This window comes from Pseudooceanicola sp. DL12 (genome assembly GCF_056270665.1).
Genome location: NZ_CM149884.1, coordinates 2,652,756 through 2,669,006, shown reverse-complemented (window position 1 = coordinate 2,669,006; position 16,251 = coordinate 2,652,756). Strand labels below are relative to the sequence as shown.

General features: G+C 65.6%; 17 protein-coding genes. 12 read left to right on the top strand and 5 right to left on the bottom strand.

Translation table 11 applies throughout. The features are described 5' to 3' along the window. Nucleotides 1-92: 92 nt before the first annotated feature. Complete coding sequence (gene serS, locus AC0WR5_RS12475) at nt 93-1,385, bottom strand: serine--tRNA ligase (RefSeq protein WP_475863547.1); 1,293 nt, start codon at nt 1,383-1,385, stop codon at nt 93-95. Nucleotides 1,386-1,955: 570 nt separating this feature from the next. Between serS and AC0WR5_RS12470 the strand changes: the two genes are divergently transcribed. The 11 genes from AC0WR5_RS12470 (at nt 1,956) to AC0WR5_RS12420 (ending at nt 10,165) form a co-directional block, all read left to right on the top strand. Then, entirely contained in the window at nt 1,956-2,507 is a 552-nt protein-coding gene (locus tag AC0WR5_RS12470) for an NADPH-dependent FMN reductase (protein ID WP_475863545.1), read from the top strand. A 485-nt stretch (nt 2,508-2,992) separates the two neighbouring features. Continuing rightward, nucleotides 2,993-3,295, top strand: coding sequence for a preprotein translocase subunit YajC (gene yajC / locus AC0WR5_RS12465; protein WP_475863544.1), 303 nt, complete (start codon nt 2,993-2,995; stop codon nt 3,293-3,295). An 86-nt stretch (nt 3,296-3,381) separates the two neighbouring features. After that, nucleotides 3,382-5,028 carry a protein translocase subunit SecD gene (gene secD, locus AC0WR5_RS12460; protein WP_475863542.1) on the top strand — a complete coding sequence of 549 codons (1,647 nt, stop codon included), beginning with the start codon at nt 3,382-3,384 and terminating at the stop codon, nt 5,026-5,028. A gap of 1 nt (nt 5,029) precedes the next feature. Beyond that, the gene (gene secF / locus AC0WR5_RS12455) at nt 5,030-6,001 is read left to right on the top strand and encodes a protein translocase subunit SecF (RefSeq protein ID WP_475863540.1); all 972 of its coding nucleotides are present in this window, start codon (nt 5,030-5,032) and stop codon (nt 5,999-6,001) included. Continuing rightward, nucleotides 5,994-6,773 (top strand): sulfite exporter TauE/SafE family protein, encoded by a 780-nt coding sequence (locus tag AC0WR5_RS12450; RefSeq protein WP_475863538.1) that lies wholly within the window; start codon nt 5,994-5,996, stop codon nt 6,771-6,773. The genes secF and AC0WR5_RS12450 overlap by 8 nt, the downstream gene beginning before the upstream one ends. Nucleotides 6,774-6,810: 37 nt before the next feature. Further along, on the top strand, nt 6,811-7,164 hold the full coding sequence (locus tag AC0WR5_RS12445; protein WP_475863535.1) for an Mth938-like domain-containing protein: 354 nt from the start codon (nt 6,811-6,813) through the stop codon (nt 7,162-7,164). Between the two features lie 219 nt (nt 7,165-7,383). Then, on the top strand, nt 7,384-8,013 hold the full coding sequence (gene ccmA, locus AC0WR5_RS12440; RefSeq protein ID WP_475863534.1) for a heme ABC exporter ATP-binding protein CcmA: 630 nt from the start codon (nt 7,384-7,386) through the stop codon (nt 8,011-8,013). Then, nucleotides 8,010-8,666 (top strand): heme exporter protein CcmB, encoded by a 657-nt coding sequence (ccmB, locus tag AC0WR5_RS12435; RefSeq protein ID WP_475863533.1) that lies wholly within the window; start codon nt 8,010-8,012, stop codon nt 8,664-8,666. The genes ccmA and ccmB overlap by 4 nt, the downstream gene beginning before the upstream one ends. A 51-nt stretch (nt 8,667-8,717) precedes the next feature. Beyond that, nucleotides 8,718-9,467, top strand: a complete 750-nt coding sequence (locus AC0WR5_RS12430) for a heme ABC transporter permease (protein WP_475863531.1) — start codon at nt 8,718-8,720, stop codon at nt 9,465-9,467. Nucleotides 9,468-9,474: 7 nt separating this feature from the next. Next, nucleotides 9,475-9,633 carry a heme exporter protein CcmD gene (gene ccmD / locus AC0WR5_RS12425; RefSeq protein WP_475863530.1) on the top strand — a complete coding sequence of 53 codons (159 nt, stop codon included), beginning with the start codon at nt 9,475-9,477 and terminating at the stop codon, nt 9,631-9,633. After that, nucleotides 9,623-10,165: a DsbE family thiol:disulfide interchange protein gene (locus AC0WR5_RS12420; protein ID WP_475863528.1), complete on the top strand. Its 543-nt coding sequence runs from the start codon at nt 9,623-9,625 to the stop codon at nt 10,163-10,165. The genes ccmD and AC0WR5_RS12420 overlap by 11 nt, the downstream gene beginning before the upstream one ends. 72 nt (nt 10,166-10,237) lie before the next feature. Here AC0WR5_RS12420 and AC0WR5_RS12415 read toward each other — a convergent pair whose 3' ends face one another. The 4 genes from AC0WR5_RS12415 to acnA form a co-directional block, all read right to left on the bottom strand. Further along, nucleotides 10,238-10,975 carry a DUF4396 domain-containing protein gene (locus tag AC0WR5_RS12415; protein ID WP_475863527.1) on the bottom strand — a complete coding sequence of 246 codons (738 nt, stop codon included), beginning with the start codon at nt 10,973-10,975 and terminating at the stop codon, nt 10,238-10,240. 64 nt (nt 10,976-11,039) lie between these two features. Continuing rightward, a complete protein-coding gene (locus tag AC0WR5_RS12410) occupies nt 11,040-11,663 on the bottom strand; it encodes an alpha/beta hydrolase family protein (RefSeq protein ID WP_475863525.1) in 624 nt (207 codons plus the stop codon). A 185-nt stretch (nt 11,664-11,848) separates the two neighbouring features. Continuing rightward, nucleotides 11,849-12,142 (bottom strand): TM2 domain-containing protein, encoded by a 294-nt coding sequence (locus AC0WR5_RS12405; RefSeq protein WP_475863524.1) that lies wholly within the window; start codon nt 12,140-12,142, stop codon nt 11,849-11,851. 131 nt (nt 12,143-12,273) lie between these two features. Next, on the bottom strand, nt 12,274-15,018 hold the full coding sequence (gene acnA / locus AC0WR5_RS12400) for an aconitate hydratase AcnA (RefSeq protein ID WP_475863523.1): 2,745 nt from the start codon (nt 15,016-15,018) through the stop codon (nt 12,274-12,276). Nucleotides 15,019-15,403: 385 nt separating this feature from the next. On the opposite strand from acnA, the gene AC0WR5_RS12395 reads away from it, so the two are divergent. Beyond that, entirely contained in the window at nt 15,404-16,240 is an 837-nt protein-coding gene (locus tag AC0WR5_RS12395) for a DUF1223 domain-containing protein (protein WP_475863522.1), read from the top strand. Nucleotides 16,241-16,251 lie beyond the last annotated feature (11 nt).

Genomic DNA, 16,251 nt, shown 5'->3' with positions numbered 1-16,251 from the left:
GCAATGGTGGCAAAGTCCCTGCCGAGGAGCGGTCAAAAAAGGCCCCCGCCGATGTGGCGGGGGCCTCGGAAATGACTGGCCGGGGCGTGGGCTCAGGCCAGCGTGCCCTCGGCGGTCAGAGTCAGCTTGCCGCCGAGATAGGGGCCGAGCACCTCCGGCAGTTGCACCGAACCATCGGCCTGCTGACCGTTCTCCAGCACCGCGATCAGGCAGCGGCCGACGGCCAAGCCGGAACCATTAAGCGTATGAACGAACTCGGGTTTCCCCCCCGCTTCCGGGCGGAACCGGGCGTTCATTCGGCGGGCCTGGAAATCGCCGCAGACCGAGACCGAGGAGATCTCGCGGTAGGTGTTCTGACCGGGCAGCCAGACCTCGATGTCGTTGGTGCGGCGGGCGCCAAAGCCCATGTCGCCGGTGCAGAGCGCCACGGTGCGATAGGCCAGACCCAACTTCTCGAGGATCCCCTGGGCGCATTCGGTCATGCGGTCGAGCTCGGCGCGCGAGTGGTCGGGGTGGGTGATGGAGACCATCTCGACCTTCTCGAACTGGTGCTGACGAAGCATGCCGGCGGTGTCACGCCCGGCGGAACCTGCCTCGGAGCGGAAGCACTGGGTATGGGCGACGAAGCGCCGAGGAAGGTAATTTTCCTCGAGAATGCAGTCATTTACGATGTTGGTCAGCGGCACCTCGGCGGTGGGGACGAGCCAGTAGCCGTCTTCCGTCTTGTAGCTGTCCTCGCCGAACTTGGGCAGCTGGCCGGTGCCGTACATCATTTCTTCACGCACCAGGACCGGGGTCCAGGTCTCGGTCAGGCCGTTCTCGTCGACATGGGTGTTCACCATGAACTGCGCGAGCGCGCGATGGATGCGGGCGACGGCGCCGGAGAGCACCACGAAGCGGGCGCCGGAGAGTTTCGCCGCCGTCTCGAAATCCATGCCGCTCTTCACGCCCTCGAGCTCGTAATGCTCCTTGGGGGCAAAGTCGAAGCCGGGGATCTCGCCCCATTTCCGGATCTCGACATTGTCGTTCTCGTCCTTGCCGTCGGGCGTGTCGTCGAAGGGCAGGTTCGGGATTCCCATAAGAAGATCAGTGAGTTGCTGATCAAGGTCCTTGGCCTTTGCCTGCATCTCGGCCACTTCGGCCTTCTTCTCGCCGACCAGGGCGCGCAGCCGTTCGAACTCGGCCTCGTTACCGGAGGCCTTGGCCTTGCCAACCTCCTTGGAGGCCTTGTTCTGCTCGGCCTGGGCGGTTTCGGCGGCGTGGATCATGCCACGGCGGGCGTCGTCGAGCGCGAGGATCTCCGACGACATCGACGCGGCGCCCCGACGGGAAAGAGCGGCATCGAAAGCGGCCGGGTTCTCGCGGATAGTGCGGATGTCGTGCATGTCTGGCACTCCTGATTAACTGAGTCGTGAGGGGGTTATGCCGGATTTCCTGCGAAAGCGTAACCGGGCAGATTTCACGGCGGTTGACAGCGTGTTTTGCCCGCAGCGCCGCGAAACCCCCATGCTGTATCGCGTCGGTTCGACGTCGGTATCACGTCGGTACTGCAGTGCAGCGAAAATCGCGAGTCGAAGGGTTAATTTTGCCGCGCTGCGGCGGAAAGATTTCCCGAATTATTTTCGGCAGGGTGCAGCGCGGGGCCAGGGGGCGGAACGGGCGGCGACGGGGCAGGGGGCGCTGCCCCCGCGCCTGCGGCGCTCCCCCGCCGTATTTCGGGAAAGATGAAGGGAGGGCGGCTGCAGGGCGCCGGCGCGGGACGAGGCGTGGCAGATCGGGGGGCGTCGGCTTGAACTGGCCGGTTCCGTCGCAGGCTGTGCAGATGCGCACCGACGCGGTTCCATCTTTGGGAATAGCGGGGCGGGTAACAAAGATTACATTGTTATCAGCAAGACAAACGAGAGGGTCACCCGCGAAGGTGACCGCACATTCGGCCCGAGGGCCAGGAGGACAAGATGACCAAGAAGATTGCCGTGATCGTGGGCTCGCTTCGCGAGGGCTCCTTCAACCGCATGATCGCCGACACGCTTGTGAGCGTGGCACCGTCGTCGCTCGAATTCGAGATGGTGAAGATCGACGATCTGCCGTTCTACAACCCGGATCTGGACGAGGGCGATGCGCCGGCGGCCTGGACCACCTTCCGCGAGACGATGAAGGGCATGGACGGCGTGCTGTTCGTGACGCCTGAGTACAACCGCTCTGTGCCGGCCGTGGTGAAGAACGCCCTCGACGTGGGCAGCCGACCCTATGGCGCCAGCATCTGGGACGGCAAGCCGGCCGCCGTGGTGACGGGCTCGATGGGGGGCATCGCCGGCTTTGGCGCCAACCACCACCTGCGCCAGTCGCTGGTATTCCTGAACATGCCCGCCATGCAGCAACCCGAGCTGTACCTGGGCGCCATCCATGAGCTGTTCGACGAGAACGGCGCGCTGAAGAGCGAGGAGACCAGGGCCTTCCTGACCTCGGCCATGGAAGCCTTTGCGAAATGGGTGGAGATCCACGCATAAGACCCGGGGTCTAAGGGTAGAAAGCGGAGAGCGCCGGCATTGCCGGCGCTTTTTGCGTTTCGGGGCCGGACAAGGGAGGCTGTGCAATGGAGCCTGTGCAAGGGAGGTTGGGCAAGCGAGGTTTGGCAAGGCCAAGGAGCTGCAGGAACCCCGGCGCAGGGGCGTCGCGCAGCGGAAAGGGTCCTCTCGCGGCTTTGTGATGCAGGGCGGCACCGCGGCCGCGCATCCGGGGCCGCGCCAACCCGACGCGGGGGCGCGATGCAAACGGCCTGTTTTCCATGGTGCTCCCGGCGCCGCGGCAGCCATGGCGGTATGGCGGGAGGGGGTCTGCACGCAGGGGGCGAGGGGCGCGGCGCCGCCGCGATGGCCGAAAGGCCGGGACCGGCGCCGCGTCGGACCCGTTCCGCCTTGCAATCCGGGCCAAGCAAACATAGGTTCCGGCCAAATTCGCGGGGGCTCCCCGCCCTGTCAAAAAAGGAACCCCCATGGACACAGGCGCTATCGCACAATTCCTGCCGCTTATCCTGATCTTCGCGATCATGTATTTCCTGCTGATCCGTCCGCAGCAGAAGAAGCTGAAGGACCACAAGGCCATGGTCGAAGCCGTGCGCCGTGGAGACCAGGTCGTGACCCAGGGTGGCATCATCGGCAAGGTCGCAAAGGTGCGTGAAGACGGCGAAGTGGAAGTGGAGATCGCCGAGGGCGTGAAGATCCGCGTCGTGAAGTCCACGCTTGCCAACGTGGTGTCCAAGACCGAGCCGGCCACCGCCGAAGCCAAGGACAAGTGAACCGCAGCCGCGGTCACATGCTCCGATGGTCGCGGGCGCCGCGACCGTCCTTCGACGCAATGAAATAACCTCGAAAGGGCCAGCTTATGCTGCAAATCGAGACGTGGAAACGGGTCCTGATCTGGGGGCTTGTTGCCCTCGGACTGCTGCTGGCCCTTCCGAATGCCTTCTACAGCCGGGTCGAGACCTACAACGATGCCGTGGCCGCCAATGACGGCGACCGCGCAGGCGTTCCGGGCTGGCCGCGCTATCTTCCCTCCAATCTCGTCAACCTGGGTCTCGACCTGCGGGGCGGTGCGCACCTGCTTGCGGAAGTGCGCGTCGCAGATGTCTACGAGACGCGGATGAATGCGCTCTGGCCGGAAGTGCGCGACCTGCTGCGCGACGAGCGCGACACGGTAGGCACCATCCGCCTGCAGCCGCAGAGCGCCGGTGATACCCTGGTGATCCGCATCGGCAACCCCGATGGCATGGAAGCGGCGATCAGCGCCGTGCGCGGCCTGGCGCAGCCGGTGACCACGCTGACCGGCACCGGGCAGAGCGACATCAACGTGACGGGCGAGGGCGACCTGCTGACGATCCAGCTGTCGGAGGCCGAGAAGGAGGCGATGGACGACCGCACGGTGCGTCAGTCGCTCGAGATCATCCGCCGCCGGATCGACGAGGTGGGCACCCGCGAACCGACGATCCAGCGCCAGGGCACCGATCGCATCCTGATCGAAGTGCCGGGCGTGGGCAGCGCGGAAGAGCTGAAGGACATCATCGGCACCACGGCACAGCTGAACTTCCAGCCGGTTGTCAGCCGCACCACCGATCCCGATGCCCCTGTCGGCCCGGGCCAGATGCTGGCCCCCTCGGTTGACGAGAGCGGCCTCTACTACGTGCTGGAAAGCGCGCCCGTGGTCTCGGGCGAAGAGCTGACCGATGCGCAGCCGACCTTCGACCAGAACGGCCGGCCGGCGGTGAGCTTCCGTTTCAACCCCTCGGGGGCGCGGAAGTTCGGCGATTACACGGCCGAGAACATCGGCAACCCCTTTGCCATCGTCCTTGATGACGAGGTGATCAGCGCCCCGGTGATCCAGGCCCATATCGCGGGCGGGTCGGGGATCATCACCGGCAATTTCACCGTCGAGGACAGCACCAACCTGGCCGTGCTTCTGCGCGCGGGCGCGCTGCCTGCCGGGCTCGACTTCCTCGAGGAACGGACCATCGGGCCGGAACTGGGCGCCGACAGCATCCGTGCCGGGGCCGTGGCATGCATGGTGGCCGGCATCGCGGTGCTGGTCTTCATGTTCGCGAGCTATGGCCTGTTCGGTTTCTTTGCCAATATCGCGCTGCTGATCAACGTGGGCCTGATCTTTGGCCTGCTGAGCCTGATCGGCGCGACGCTGACCCTGCCGGGGATCGCGGGCATCGTGCTGACGATCGGCATGGCGGTGGATGCCAACGTGCTGGTCTTCGAGCGGATCCGCGAGGAACTGAAGACGGCGAAAGGGCCGGCGCGGGCGATCGAGCTCGGCTATGACCGGGCGCTGAGCGCCATCGTGGATGCCAATATCACCACCTTCATCGTGGCCGTGATCCTCTTCGTGCTCGGCACCGGCCCGGTGCAGGGCTTTGCGGTGACGCTGGGGATCGGGATCGTGACATCCGTCTTCTCGGCGATCTGGGTGACCAGGCTGCTCGTGGTGATGTGGTTTGAACGGGCGCGGCCCAAGAAGATCGAGGTGTGAGATGCGGCGACTGAGACTTGTTCCGGAAGAAACACACTATGATTTCTTCAAGTACCGCTACCTGACCTTCGGCATCTCCTGCGTGGCGATGGTGGCCTCGGTCATCCTGTGGCTGACCATGGGGCTGAACTTCGGCATCGACTTCCGCGGCGGCACGACGATCCGCACCGAGAGCGAGAGCGCCGTGAGCGTGGGCGATTACCGCGCCGCGCTGGACCCGCTGGGCCTGGGCGACGTGATCATCTCGGAGGTCTTCGACCCGTCCTTCGGCAGCGACACCCACGTGGCCAGCATCCGCATCCAGGCGCAGGATGGCGACGAGAGCGTGACCAACACCACCGTGCAGACCGTCGAGGCGGCGCTGCAGGAGGTGGATCCGACGATCAAGTTCACATCGATCGAGAGCGTGGGGCCCAAGGTCTCGGGCGAGCTGGTCAAGACGGCGGTGATGGCGGTGGGCGCGGCGCTGGCGGCGATCCTGATCTACATCTGGCTGAGGTTCGAGTGGCAGTTCTCGGTGGGGGCGGTCTTTGCGCTGTTCCACGACGTGCTGCTGACCATCGGGATCTTCGCGCTGTTCCAGATCAAGTTCGACCTGGCGACCATCGCGGCGCTGCTGACGATCATCGGCTATTCGATCAACGACACGGTGGTGATCTTCGACCGGCTGCGGGAGAACCTGCGCAAGTTCAAGACCATGCCGCTGATCGACGTGATGAACCTGTCGGTGAACGAGACCCTGAGCCGGACGCTGATGACCTCGGGTACCACGCTGATCGCGCTGATCGCCCTGCTCGTGCTGGGTGGTGACGTGATCCGCGGATTTGTCTTTGCCATCACCTGGGGCGTCGTGATCGGGACCTATTCCTCGGTCTATGTTGCCAAGAACGTCGTTCTGTACCTGGGCGTGAAACGCGACTGGTCGAAGAAGGACAACAACAAGGGCAACCAGTTCGCCAACATCGATGCCTGACCTGACAGGCGGGATGGGCGGCGGCCTGAGCGGGCTGCCGCCCATCCCGGGATTGCTCCTGCTGACGGGGGCGATCCTGCTGGCCGGGCTGGCGCGGGGCTTTACCGGGTTCGGCACGGCGCTGATCTTCATGCCGATGGCGACCCACGTGGTGCCGATGCCGGTGGCGATGGTGGCCCTGACCCTGACCGACATGGTGAGCTGGCCGGTGATCGTGCCGAAGGCCCTGAAACAGGCCGACCGGCGCGAGGTGCTGATCCTGACCCTGGCCGCGGTGGTGGCAACGCCGCTGGGCGTGCTTCTGCTGGGCCTGGTGGAGGAGGGCGCGCTGCGCTGGATCGTCTCGGGGCTGGTGCTGGCAACGCTGCTGGCGCTGATCTCGGGCTGGCGCTACCGGGGCCGGGTGACCACGGCGGGCGTGGTGGCGATCGGGGCCGCGGCGGGGCTGCTGGGCGGGTCGACCGGGCTGGCGGGGCCGCCGGTGATCCTGTTCTACCTGGCGGGCGCGGCCGCGGCGGCGGTGGTCGTGCGGGCCAACACGATCCTGTTTCTGGCCCTGATCGACATCGCGATCCTTGCGAATCTCTTTCTGCAGGGCAGGGTAAGCAGCGAGGCGCTCTGGCTTGGCGCCCTGCTCGTGCTGCCCTATGCGGTGGCGATGCTGGGCGGACAGGCCCTGTTCCGCCCCGGACGCGAGCGGGTGTTCCGCCCGCTGGCCTACAGTTTCATTGGCCTGTCGGCACTGGCGGGCCTGCCGCTCTGGGACGCGTGAGCGCGCGCCGGGGCGCAGAGCAAGACGGGAGACGCAGATGCGACTGAACGAGATCAACTATGACAATGCCCGGCCGATCGACGGCTACGGGCCCGGGTTTTTCCGGATCGCGGGCAAGGCCCACGAGGCGCCGATTCTGGTGACCGCAGAGGAGGTCATGGGCTGGGGCGGTTTCGAGGATACCGATACGCCGCTGGCCTTTGCCGGCGAGATCGACGTGCTCTTCGTGGGGACGGGGCCGGAAATGGCGCCGGTGCCGCGCGCCTTTCGGGCCGCGCTGGAAGAGGCCGGGATCGGGCTCGAGCCGATGCCGACCCCCTCGGCCTGCCGGACCTTCAACATCCTGCTGTCCGAAGGACGCCGGGTGGCGGCGGTGCTGCTCTCGGCCTGAGGGAGGGGATGGCCGGCCAGCCGATTTCGGGGCCCCGGCGGGAGTGTTTCGGGAAAGATGAAGGCAGGCGCGCGGATCTGCGGACCCGCGCCGCTCGCATATTTCCGTGCAGAGCATGGGAACGGTTTGCGCTGGCTCAAGGTTGCGGCCGCATGAGGCCATTAGGGTGCTGAAAAGCGTGGGCTTTCCGTGGGCCCGGCGGTGCGTTAAGGGGAGCGGATGGAGCTGTCTGTGGAAGATCTGGCCGTCGCGCGCGGCGGTGTGCCCGTGCTGGAGGGGCTGACGTTCGCCGTGCAGGCGGGCGAGGCGCTGATCCTGCGGGGGCCGAACGGATCGGGCAAGACGACATTGCTGCGCACGCTCGCGGGGCTGCAACTGGCGCTGCGGGGCCGGATCTCGGTGGAGCGCGAGGCGGTGGCCTATGCGGGCCATTCCGACGGGCTCAAGGCGCAGCTGAGCGTGACGGAGAACCTGAGCTTCTGGGCGCGGGTGCACGGGCTGCGCGACATTTCCGCGGCGCTGGAGGCCTTTGACCTGAAGGGGCTGACGGCGCGGGCCGCGGGCACACTCTCTGCGGGGCAGAAACGGCGGCTGGGCCTTGCCCGGCTGATGGTGACGGGGCGACCGCTCTGGGTGCTCGACGAGCCTACGGTGTCGCTCGACGCGGCCTCGGTGGCGCTCTTTGCCGGCGCGGTGCGCGGGCATCTGGCGGGCGGCGGGCTGGCCGTGATCGCGACCCATATCGACCTGGGCCTCGACGACGAGGCGCGGGTGCTCGACGTGGCGCCCTTCAAGGCGACCCGGCCGGCGCCGGGGACGCTCGATGATTTCGACGAGGCCTTCCTGTGATCGCGCTGCTGACGCGGGACCTGCGCCTGGCCGTCAGGGCGGGCGGGGGCTTTGGCCTCGGCCTCGCCTTCTTCCTGATCGTGGTGGCGCTGGTGGCCTTTGGCGTGGGGCCGCAGACCGACCTGCTGTCGCGGATCGCGCCGGGGATCCTCTGGCTCGGCGCGCTGCTGGCCTGCCTGCTCTCGCTCGACCGGATCTTTGCGCTGGACTGGGAAGACGGCAGCCTCGACCTGCTGGCGACGGCGCCGCTGCCGCTGGAGGGGATCGTGAGCATGAAGGCCCTGGCGCACTGGATCACCACCGGGCTGCCGCTGGTCGTGGTGGCGCCGGTGCTCGGCCTGCTGATGAGCCTGCCGGTGGCAGGATATCCCTGGCTGGTGATTTCGCTGCTGGTGGGCACGCCTGCGCTGAGCGTGATCGGCACCTTCGGCGCGGCGCTGACGGTGGGGATCAAGCGGGGTGGGCTGTTGCTGAGCCTGCTGGTGCTGCCGCTCTACGTGCCGGTGCTGATCTTCGGTGCCGAGGTGGCGCGGCGGGGCGCGGACGGCATGGCGGTGGATGTGCCGCTGGCCCTGCTGGGGGGCATCACCTGCGGCTGCATCGCGCTGCTGCCCTTTGCCAGCGCGGCGGTGCTGCGGGTGAACTTGCGATAAAGTGAACGGACGACAGATAGGCGCCGGGGCGCCGAACGGATAGGAAATGGCATGGCCTCGATCTGGCAATATGCAAACCCGAAGAAGTTCATAGACACCTCGGACAAGGTGTTGCCCTGGCTGGCCCTGGCCACCGGGGCAGTTCTGGTCGTGGGGCTGATCTGGGGGTTCTTCTTTACCCCCGACGATTACCGGCAGGGCAGCACGGTCAAGATCATCTACATCCACGTACCGAGCGCCCTGATGGCGATCAACGGCTGGCTGATGATGCTGGTGGCGAGCCTGATCTGGCTGATCCGGCGGCACCACGTGAGCGCGCTGGCCGCCCGGGCCGCGGCGCCCGTGGGCGCCACGATGACGCTGATCGCGCTGATCACCGGGGCGATCTGGGGCCAGCCGATGTGGGGCACCTGGTGGGCCTGGGACCCTCGGCTGACCTCCTTCCTGATCCTGTTCCTGTTCTATCTCGGCTACATGGCGCTCTGGGCGGCGATCGAGGATGGCGACATTGCCGCCGACCTGACCTCGATCCTCTGCCTGGTCGGCTCGGTCTTTGCGATCCTGAGCCGCTACGCGGTGAACTTCTGGAACCAGGGCCTGCACCAGGGGGCCTCGGTGATGCGGGCGGGGGCGCTGATGGGCGATGACGCCCAGCGGGTGAGCAACGTCTTTGCGGTGCCGCTCTTCGTCTGCATGGCGGGTTTCGTGATGCTCTTCGTCGTGCTTGTGCTGCTGCGCACCCAGACCGAGATCCGCGCCCGGCGGATGCGGGCCCTGATGGCGCGCGAGAGAATGTCTTGAGAGGGAAATGATGCCTGATCTGGGAAAATACACGGATACGGTGCTGTCGGCCTATGGGCTGACGTTGCTGCTGCTGGTGGTTCTGGTCGTTGCCAGCCTGTGGCGCGCGCGCCGGGTCAAGGCGCAGCTGGCCGAGGTCGAGGAGCGCGTGAAACATGGGGTTTAAACCGCTGATGGTGCTGCCGCCGGTGATCTTTCTCGGGCTGGCGGGGGTTTTCTACTTCGGGATGCAGCGCGAGGACCCGGACCAGCTGCCGACCGCGCTCGCGGGCAAGCAGGCGCCGCCCGTTGTGCTGACGCAGCTGGGCGACAAGGAGAGCTTTGACGACGCGGTGTTGCGCGACGGCGGGGTCAAGCTTGTGAACTTCTGGGCGAGCTGGTGCGCACCCTGCCGGGTCGAGCACCCGAACCTGAGCCGGCTGTCGGAGGAAGAGGGCGTGCCGATCTATGGCGTGAACTACAAGGACAAGCCGGAGAATGCCCTCGGGTTCCTGGCCGAGCTGGGCGATCCCTATTCTGCGACGGGGGCCGATCCGGACGGTCGCATGGCGATCAACTGGGGCCTCTACGGCGTGCCAGAGACCTACGTGGTGGATGGCGACGGCACGATCCTGCTGCGCTTTGCGGGACCGGTGACCGAGCGGGTGATCCGCGAACAGATCGGCCCGGCCATCGACAAGGCCCGTGCGGGAAGTTGAGATTAACCTTTAACTACGACCTGTAACAATTTGAAAAGGCGCCATTATGGCACCTTCTTCTTCATGTGATGGTCAGCCGTGGGAATGGGCGTGGTGCCCGCCGTGGTCCCCGTGATCATGCGCGTGATCATGCCCGTGACGATGGCCGTGCGCGCCGTGGTCGGTCATGCGGGGATCCATCATGCCCTCTTTCACGCCGTGGGTTATCAGCCAGTAGTTCACAGGCCAGGCCGCGAAAAGGCCGCAGGTGAGCGAGATCACCAGCGAGGACCAGAAGACCCAGCTGCCCATCCCCGCGCTGCCGGCGAGGAGCAGGTCGACGCCGATCGCGACGATTTCCATGACGGTGATCGAGGGCGTCTCGGCCTTGAGCGCATCGGTAAAGGCGGTGCGGAAGGCGGTACCACCCTGGACCTCGGGGCCGACGGTGAGGGCGAACCCGAAGACATAGGCGAGGCAGAAGGTGACCACGGAGGTGGTGAGGTTGCTGGCCGATAGGATGCCGACGGTGATGATCACGCCGGTGATCTCGCCGATGCCGCAACCGGAATAGCAATGCGCCACGGAGCGGAAGGCGCGGCGCCAGTTGGCATCGTCGGGGATCTCCTTGCGGCCGGTGCGCCAGTAGACCGCGAGGCCGATCACCCCGGCCGAAGCCACGGTGAAGATCCAGACCAGCTTCATCAGCGGCATGAGGTGGGAGTTGTTCACCCTGAGGTCGCGGATCACGAGGATCAGGCTGGGGATCATCAGGACCAGCCAGATCGCGATGAACCAGGGGGTGTCGAAGAAAGCGCGTATGTCCTGCATCAGGTACCTCCCGGACCCAACGTGGACCCGGGCGAAGTTGTTCCGACAGAGGCGGAGCCGAAGGCTACATTGGCCAGGTTTTCGGCAGGCGGGCCATCTGTGCCGCGCTGCTCATCAGGGCGATGTAATTGTCGATGCGGTGATCCTCGCCCTCGTTGACGATCTCGGGGCTCATCCAGGCGGTGCCGCCCACGTGGCGGAAGCCCAGGAAGTTGAAGGGCACGTGACAGACGGTGTCATCGGTGCGGCAGAGGTTCAGCACGAATTTCTCGCCTGCGAGGCGGGTGTTGCTGCGCCGGGGCCGGGGCGAGGCAAAACCTATGGTGGGAACGCCGAGCGAGGCGCCGACGATCTGCGCCGAGGCGGCGCCGAGGGAATGGCCGATGATCAACTTGGGCTTCAACGGCTTGGCAAAGGCATAGATCAGCCTGGCGTGATGCAGGAAGCCGGCATGCCAGGCGGTGTTGCTGTCGCCCTCGGAGACGGCAAAGCCTGTCTTTGCGTCGCCGAAGAGGTTGAGATTGTACTGTGGCCAGTCGGAGGGTTCGTTGGTGCCGGGAATGACAAGGGTGCCGTCGGCGAGAAAGGCGGCCTGCGCGCCCTCGAGGTCGATCCGTTCGACGATGTCCACGCTGGCGGGCTGAAAATAGACCGCGGACATGATTTCTGCCGCTTGGATGCAATTCATCTGCGTGCTCCGGAAAGGGATATGGAAATGGGTCTTGAAAATGCGCGTGGGGCCCGGTGGGCCCCGACACGTGTTTCATGATGGCGGACTGCTTTGAAATAAGGGCAGTCTGCGTCAGACGGCGGGCCCGTCAATTTCCGTGAGGTCCGGCAGGCATGCGTGCCCTGGGCCGGCCGCTCGGAAGCCTAGTCTTCCTCTGGCGGGTTGGCGATCATGCCGGGGATCAGGAAGAGATCCGCGACCAGCCAGGCCAGAAGGATGCCGATGGACAGGTGACCGACGTAGAAGACCATGGTCATGAGACCGACGACGAAAAGGGTCATCATGATCAGGGCGGATTGGATCCGGCCCAGGTAGAACCGGTGCAGGCCGATACCGCCGGTCATGATCAGCAGCAGGTAGGCGCCGATCATGGATTTCCGTGCAGGGCAGGGACGCTCCTCCGTCCGAACCGTCGTGAAGTCATATGCAAGTGCCATAGTACGCTCCTCCCGCGACTACATGTCTCAGGGTAAGCGTATAGGTTGAGTGTTGACAAGATGTTTTATCAACAAAGAAAAAGGGCCCCCGCGGGAGCCCTTTTCCGAAATTTGTAATTATCCGTTCAGGATCAGGACTTTGCGAGATCCCGGAGCACGTAGTGCAGAACGCCACCATGCTCGACATATTCCTTCTCGATGGCCGTATCGATCCGGCACTTGAGAGTGATGTCCTTGGTGGTGCCGTCGGCGTAGGTGATCGTGCAGGTCACGTCCTGCAGCGGGGTCACCTCGGTCAGGCCCTTGATGGTGAAGCTCTCGTCGCCCGTCAGGTTCAGCGACTTGCGGGTGTCGCCGCCGGTGAACTCGAAGGGAATGACACCCATGCCGACCAGGTTCGAACGGTGGATACGCTCGAAGCTCTCGGCGATGACCGCCTTGACGCCCAGAAGGGCCGTACCCTTGGCCGCCCAGTCACGCGAGGAACCTGCGCCGTATTGCTCGCCGCCGATGACGACCAGCGGGGTGCCGGCTTCCTGATAGGCCATGGAGGCCTCGTAGATCGAGGTCTGTTCGCCATCGGGGCCCTTGGTGTAGCCGCCTTCGACGCCGTCCAGCATCTCGTTCTTGATGCGGATGTTGGCGAAGGTGCCGCGCATCATGACCTCGTGGTTGCCGCGACGCGAGCCGTAGGAGTTGAACTCGCGCACCGGAACCTGGTGGTCCAGCAGGTACTTGCCGGCCGGGGTGGTGTCCTTGAAGGAACCGGCGGGCGAGATGTGGTCGGTGGTGATCATGTCGCCGAGCAGGGCCAGCATGCGGGCGCCCTCGATGTCCTTGATCGTGCCGGCATCCTTGCCCATGCCCTGGAAGTAGGGCGGGTTCTGGATGTAGGTCGAGGTCGGCGGCCAGTCGTAGGTTTCACCGCCGGACACTTCCACGCCCTGCCATTTCTCGTCGCCCTTGAAGACGTCGGCATACTTGGACTGGAAGGCCTCGCGGGTGACGACCTTTTCGACCAGTTCGGCGATCTCGGCGTCGGTGGGCCAGATGTCCTTGAGGTAGACATCCTTGCCGTCCGGCGTGGTGGCGATCACGTCGTTGGCCAGGTCGATGTTCATGTCACCGGCCAGGGCGTAGGCGACGACCAGCGGCGGCGAGGCCAGGTAGTTGGCGCGCACGTCGGGGCTGATGCGGCCTTCGAAGTTCCGGTTGCCGGACAGGACGGAGGTGGCGATCAGGTCGTTGTCGTTGATCGACTTGGAGATCTCGGGCTGCAGCGGGCCGGAGTTGCCGATGCAGGTGGTGCAGCCGTAGCCCACGAGGTTGAAGCCGACGGCGTCGAGGTGCTCGGTCAGGCCTGCGGCGTCGAGGTACTCGGTCACGACCTGCGAGCCGGGGGCCAGCGAGGTCTTCACCCAGGGCTTGCGGTTCAGGCCCAGCTCGTGCGCCTTCTTGGCAACGAGGCCGGCGCCGATCAGCACGTAGGGGTTCGAGGTGTTGGTGCAGGAGGTGATCGAGGCGATGACGACGGAACCGTCGTTCAGCTCGTAGTCCTCTCCGTCGACCTTGGCCGACTTGATCAGCGGACGGTCGGCAACGGCGGTGTCACCCTCGGCAACCATGTCGCTGGCGGCCTTGGAGATGTCGATGCCGCGGAACTCGGCCACGACCTTCTTGAAGGCCTCGGCGGAGCCGGTCAGGGCCACGTAGTCCTGCGGGCGTTTCGGGCCGGAGATGGCGGGGACGATGTCGCCCATGTCCAGTTCCAGCGTCGAGGTGTAGACCGGGCTGTAGTCGGCATCACGCCAGAAGCCGTTTTCCTTTGCGTAGGCTTCGACCAGCGCGATGCGATCCTTGTCGCGGCCGGTCTGTTCCAGGTAGCGCAGGGTTTCGGCGTCGATCGGGAAGAAGCCGCAGGTGGCGCCGTATTCGGGGGCCATGTTGGCGATCGTGGCACGCTGGGCCAGGGGCAGGTTGTCGAGGCCGTCACCGTAGAATTCGACGAACTTGCCGACGACGCCGTGTTTGCGCAGCATTTCGACGACCTTCAGCACCAGGTCGGTGCCGGTGGTGCCTTCGACCATCGCGCCGGTCAGCTTGAAGCCGACGACCTCGGGGATCAGCATGGAGATCGGCTGGCCGAGCATGGCAGCTTCGGCCTCGATGCCGCCCACGCCCCAGCCGAGAACGGCCGCGCCGTTGACCATGGTGGTGTGGCTGTCGGTACCGACGAGCGTGTCGGGGTAGGCGACCTCTTCACCGTTCTGGTCCTTGTCGGTCCAGACGGTCTGGGCGAGGTATTCCAGGTTCACCTGGTGGCAGATGCCGGTGCCCGGCGGAACCACGCGGAAGTTCTCGAAGGCGGTCTGACCCCATTTCAGGAACTGGTAGCGCTCCATGTTGCGCTCGTACTCGCGGTCGACGTTCATCTGGAACGCGCGCGGGTTGCCGAATTCGTCGATCATCACCGAGTGGTCGATCACGAGGTCGACGGGCACCAGCGGGTTGATCTTCTTGGCGTCGCCGCCCAGGCCCAGGATGCCATCGCGCATCGCGGCGAGGTCGACCACGGCGGGAACGCCGGTGAAATCCTGCATCAGCACGCGGGCCGGACGATAGGCGATCTCGCGCGGGTTCTGGCCACCCTGCTTGCCCCAGTCGGAGAAGGCCTTGATGTCGTCGACGGAGACGGTCTTGCCGTCTTCGAAGCGCAGCATGTTCTCAAGGACGACCTTGAGCGCCGCAGGCAGCTTGGAGAACTCGCCGAGGCCGGCGGCTTCGGCGGCCGGAATCGAGTAATAGGCAATGCTCTGGTCACCAACCGTCAGCGTCTTGCGCGTCTTGCTGGTGTCCTGTCCGACTACGATGGGCATGGAGATGGCTCCCTTCCATTGTGAATAAGGGGTTCGTGCTGACTGACTTCTGCCCCATCGGCGTGAGGCAATCAAGAGGTGTCGCGATAATTTAGTATACATTTGTGCACAACGGCGGGATTTCAATGAATGACAGGCGGCGCTGCCACGCTGCCGCAGGGGAAGGAGGCAGCGGCGCGGCGCTCTGCCGCAGGGTGGGGCAGGGCGGCAATGCTGGCGCCGGCGGGGACAGGCGCGGGGGCATGAGTGGGGCAGGCAGGGAAAGGCGTTGGGCAATGGCAACAGGTTCCCCGATGCACGGGCCTCTCGCAAAACCTTGATTGGCTATTCCTGCCCGTGTTGTCTACCTATCGGCGGATGATTGAAACCAGTGGAGGGAGCCGGAATGATCGGACGGCCCGCGATGATCGGACGGCGGAATGTTCTGCTGATGGCAGGCGTGCTGGCGATGTCCCTGCTGGGCGCCCAGGCGCGGGCGCAGGAGACGTCGACCCCCACAGGCCCGGCCGGTGATGCCGGAGGGGCGGCCCCCTCTGCCGCGGCCCCGACGGCCCCGACCGCCGCAAGCGCGGGGGCTGCCGTGCAGTCGCCGGTGGTGGTCGAGCTTTTCACCTCGCAGGGGTGTTCCTCCTGCCCGCCGGCAGATGAGCTGCTGGCGCAGATGCTGAACCACGATGACATCCTGCCTCTGGCCCTGCACGTGGATTACTGGGACTACCTGGGCTGGAAGGACAGCCTGGCGGATCCGATCTATACCAGCCGGCAGAAGGCCTATGCGCGCGCCAACGGCAAGCGCATGATCTATACCCCGCAGATGATCATAGACGGCGCCGGTTTCGTGAAGGGCGCGCATCCGCTGCAGGTGGCGGAATATGTGTCTCTCTTTCGCAGCCGGCCGCGCAATTTCACCCTGACCGCCGAGCCCACGGGCAGCGGCAGCTATCGCGTGACGGCCGAGGCCGCGGGCGAGGTGCCGCCCGTGCCGATGGTGCTGGAACTGGTGCAATACACGCCGAGCAAGGACGTGAGCATCACCCGAGGCGAGAACGCCGGCAGCCACGTGCAATACGTGAACATCGTGAACCGCTGGGAGCTGCTGGGGGAGTGGAACGGGCAGGGCGATTACGTGCTCGACGTGACGATCAACGCCGAGATGCCGGGCGCCGTCCTGCTGCAGCGCTCGGGGCATGGGCCCATCGAGGCGGCGGTCAAACTGCCCTGAGCCCCGCCCGG

Bases quoted from the DNA above. Each gene is read 5' to 3' on its own strand.
- AC0WR5_RS12410 (WP_475863525.1), bottom strand. From the start codon at position 11,663: ATGAATTGCATCCAAGCGGCAGAAATCATGTCCGCGGTCTATTTTCAG.
- AC0WR5_RS12450 (WP_475863538.1), top strand. From the start codon at position 5,994: ATGCCTGACCTGACAGGCGGGATGGGCGGCGGCCTGAGCGGGCTGCCG.
- secD (WP_475863542.1), top strand. From the start codon at position 3,382: ATGCTGCAAATCGAGACGTGGAAACGGGTCCTGATCTGGGGGCTTGTT.
- acnA (WP_475863523.1), bottom strand. From the start codon at position 15,018: ATGCCCATCGTAGTCGGACAGGACACCAGCAAGACGCGCAAGACGCTG.
- AC0WR5_RS12420 (WP_475863528.1), top strand. From the start codon at position 9,623: ATGGGGTTTAAACCGCTGATGGTGCTGCCGCCGGTGATCTTTCTCGGG.
- yajC (WP_475863544.1), top strand. From the start codon at position 2,993: ATGGACACAGGCGCTATCGCACAATTCCTGCCGCTTATCCTGATCTTC.
- ccmD (WP_475863530.1), top strand. From the start codon at position 9,475: ATGATGCCTGATCTGGGAAAATACACGGATACGGTGCTGTCGGCCTAT.
- AC0WR5_RS12395 (WP_475863522.1), top strand. From the start codon at position 15,404: ATGATCGGACGGCCCGCGATGATCGGACGGCGGAATGTTCTGCTGATG.
- ccmA (WP_475863534.1), top strand. From the start codon at position 7,384: ATGGAGCTGTCTGTGGAAGATCTGGCCGTCGCGCGCGGCGGTGTGCCC.
- secF (WP_475863540.1), top strand. From the start codon at position 5,030: ATGCGGCGACTGAGACTTGTTCCGGAAGAAACACACTATGATTTCTTC.
- serS (WP_475863547.1), bottom strand. From the start codon at position 1,385: ATGCACGACATCCGCACTATCCGCGAGAACCCGGCCGCTTTCGATGCC.
- AC0WR5_RS12405 (WP_475863524.1), bottom strand. From the start codon at position 12,142: ATGGCACTTGCATATGACTTCACGACGGTTCGGACGGAGGAGCGTCCC.
- AC0WR5_RS12415 (WP_475863527.1), bottom strand. From the start codon at position 10,975: ATGCAGGACATACGCGCTTTCTTCGACACCCCCTGGTTCATCGCGATC.
- AC0WR5_RS12430 (WP_475863531.1), top strand. From the start codon at position 8,718: ATGGCCTCGATCTGGCAATATGCAAACCCGAAGAAGTTCATAGACACC.
- AC0WR5_RS12445 (WP_475863535.1), top strand. From the start codon at position 6,811: ATGCGACTGAACGAGATCAACTATGACAATGCCCGGCCGATCGACGGC.
- AC0WR5_RS12470 (WP_475863545.1), top strand. From the start codon at position 1,956: ATGACCAAGAAGATTGCCGTGATCGTGGGCTCGCTTCGCGAGGGCTCC.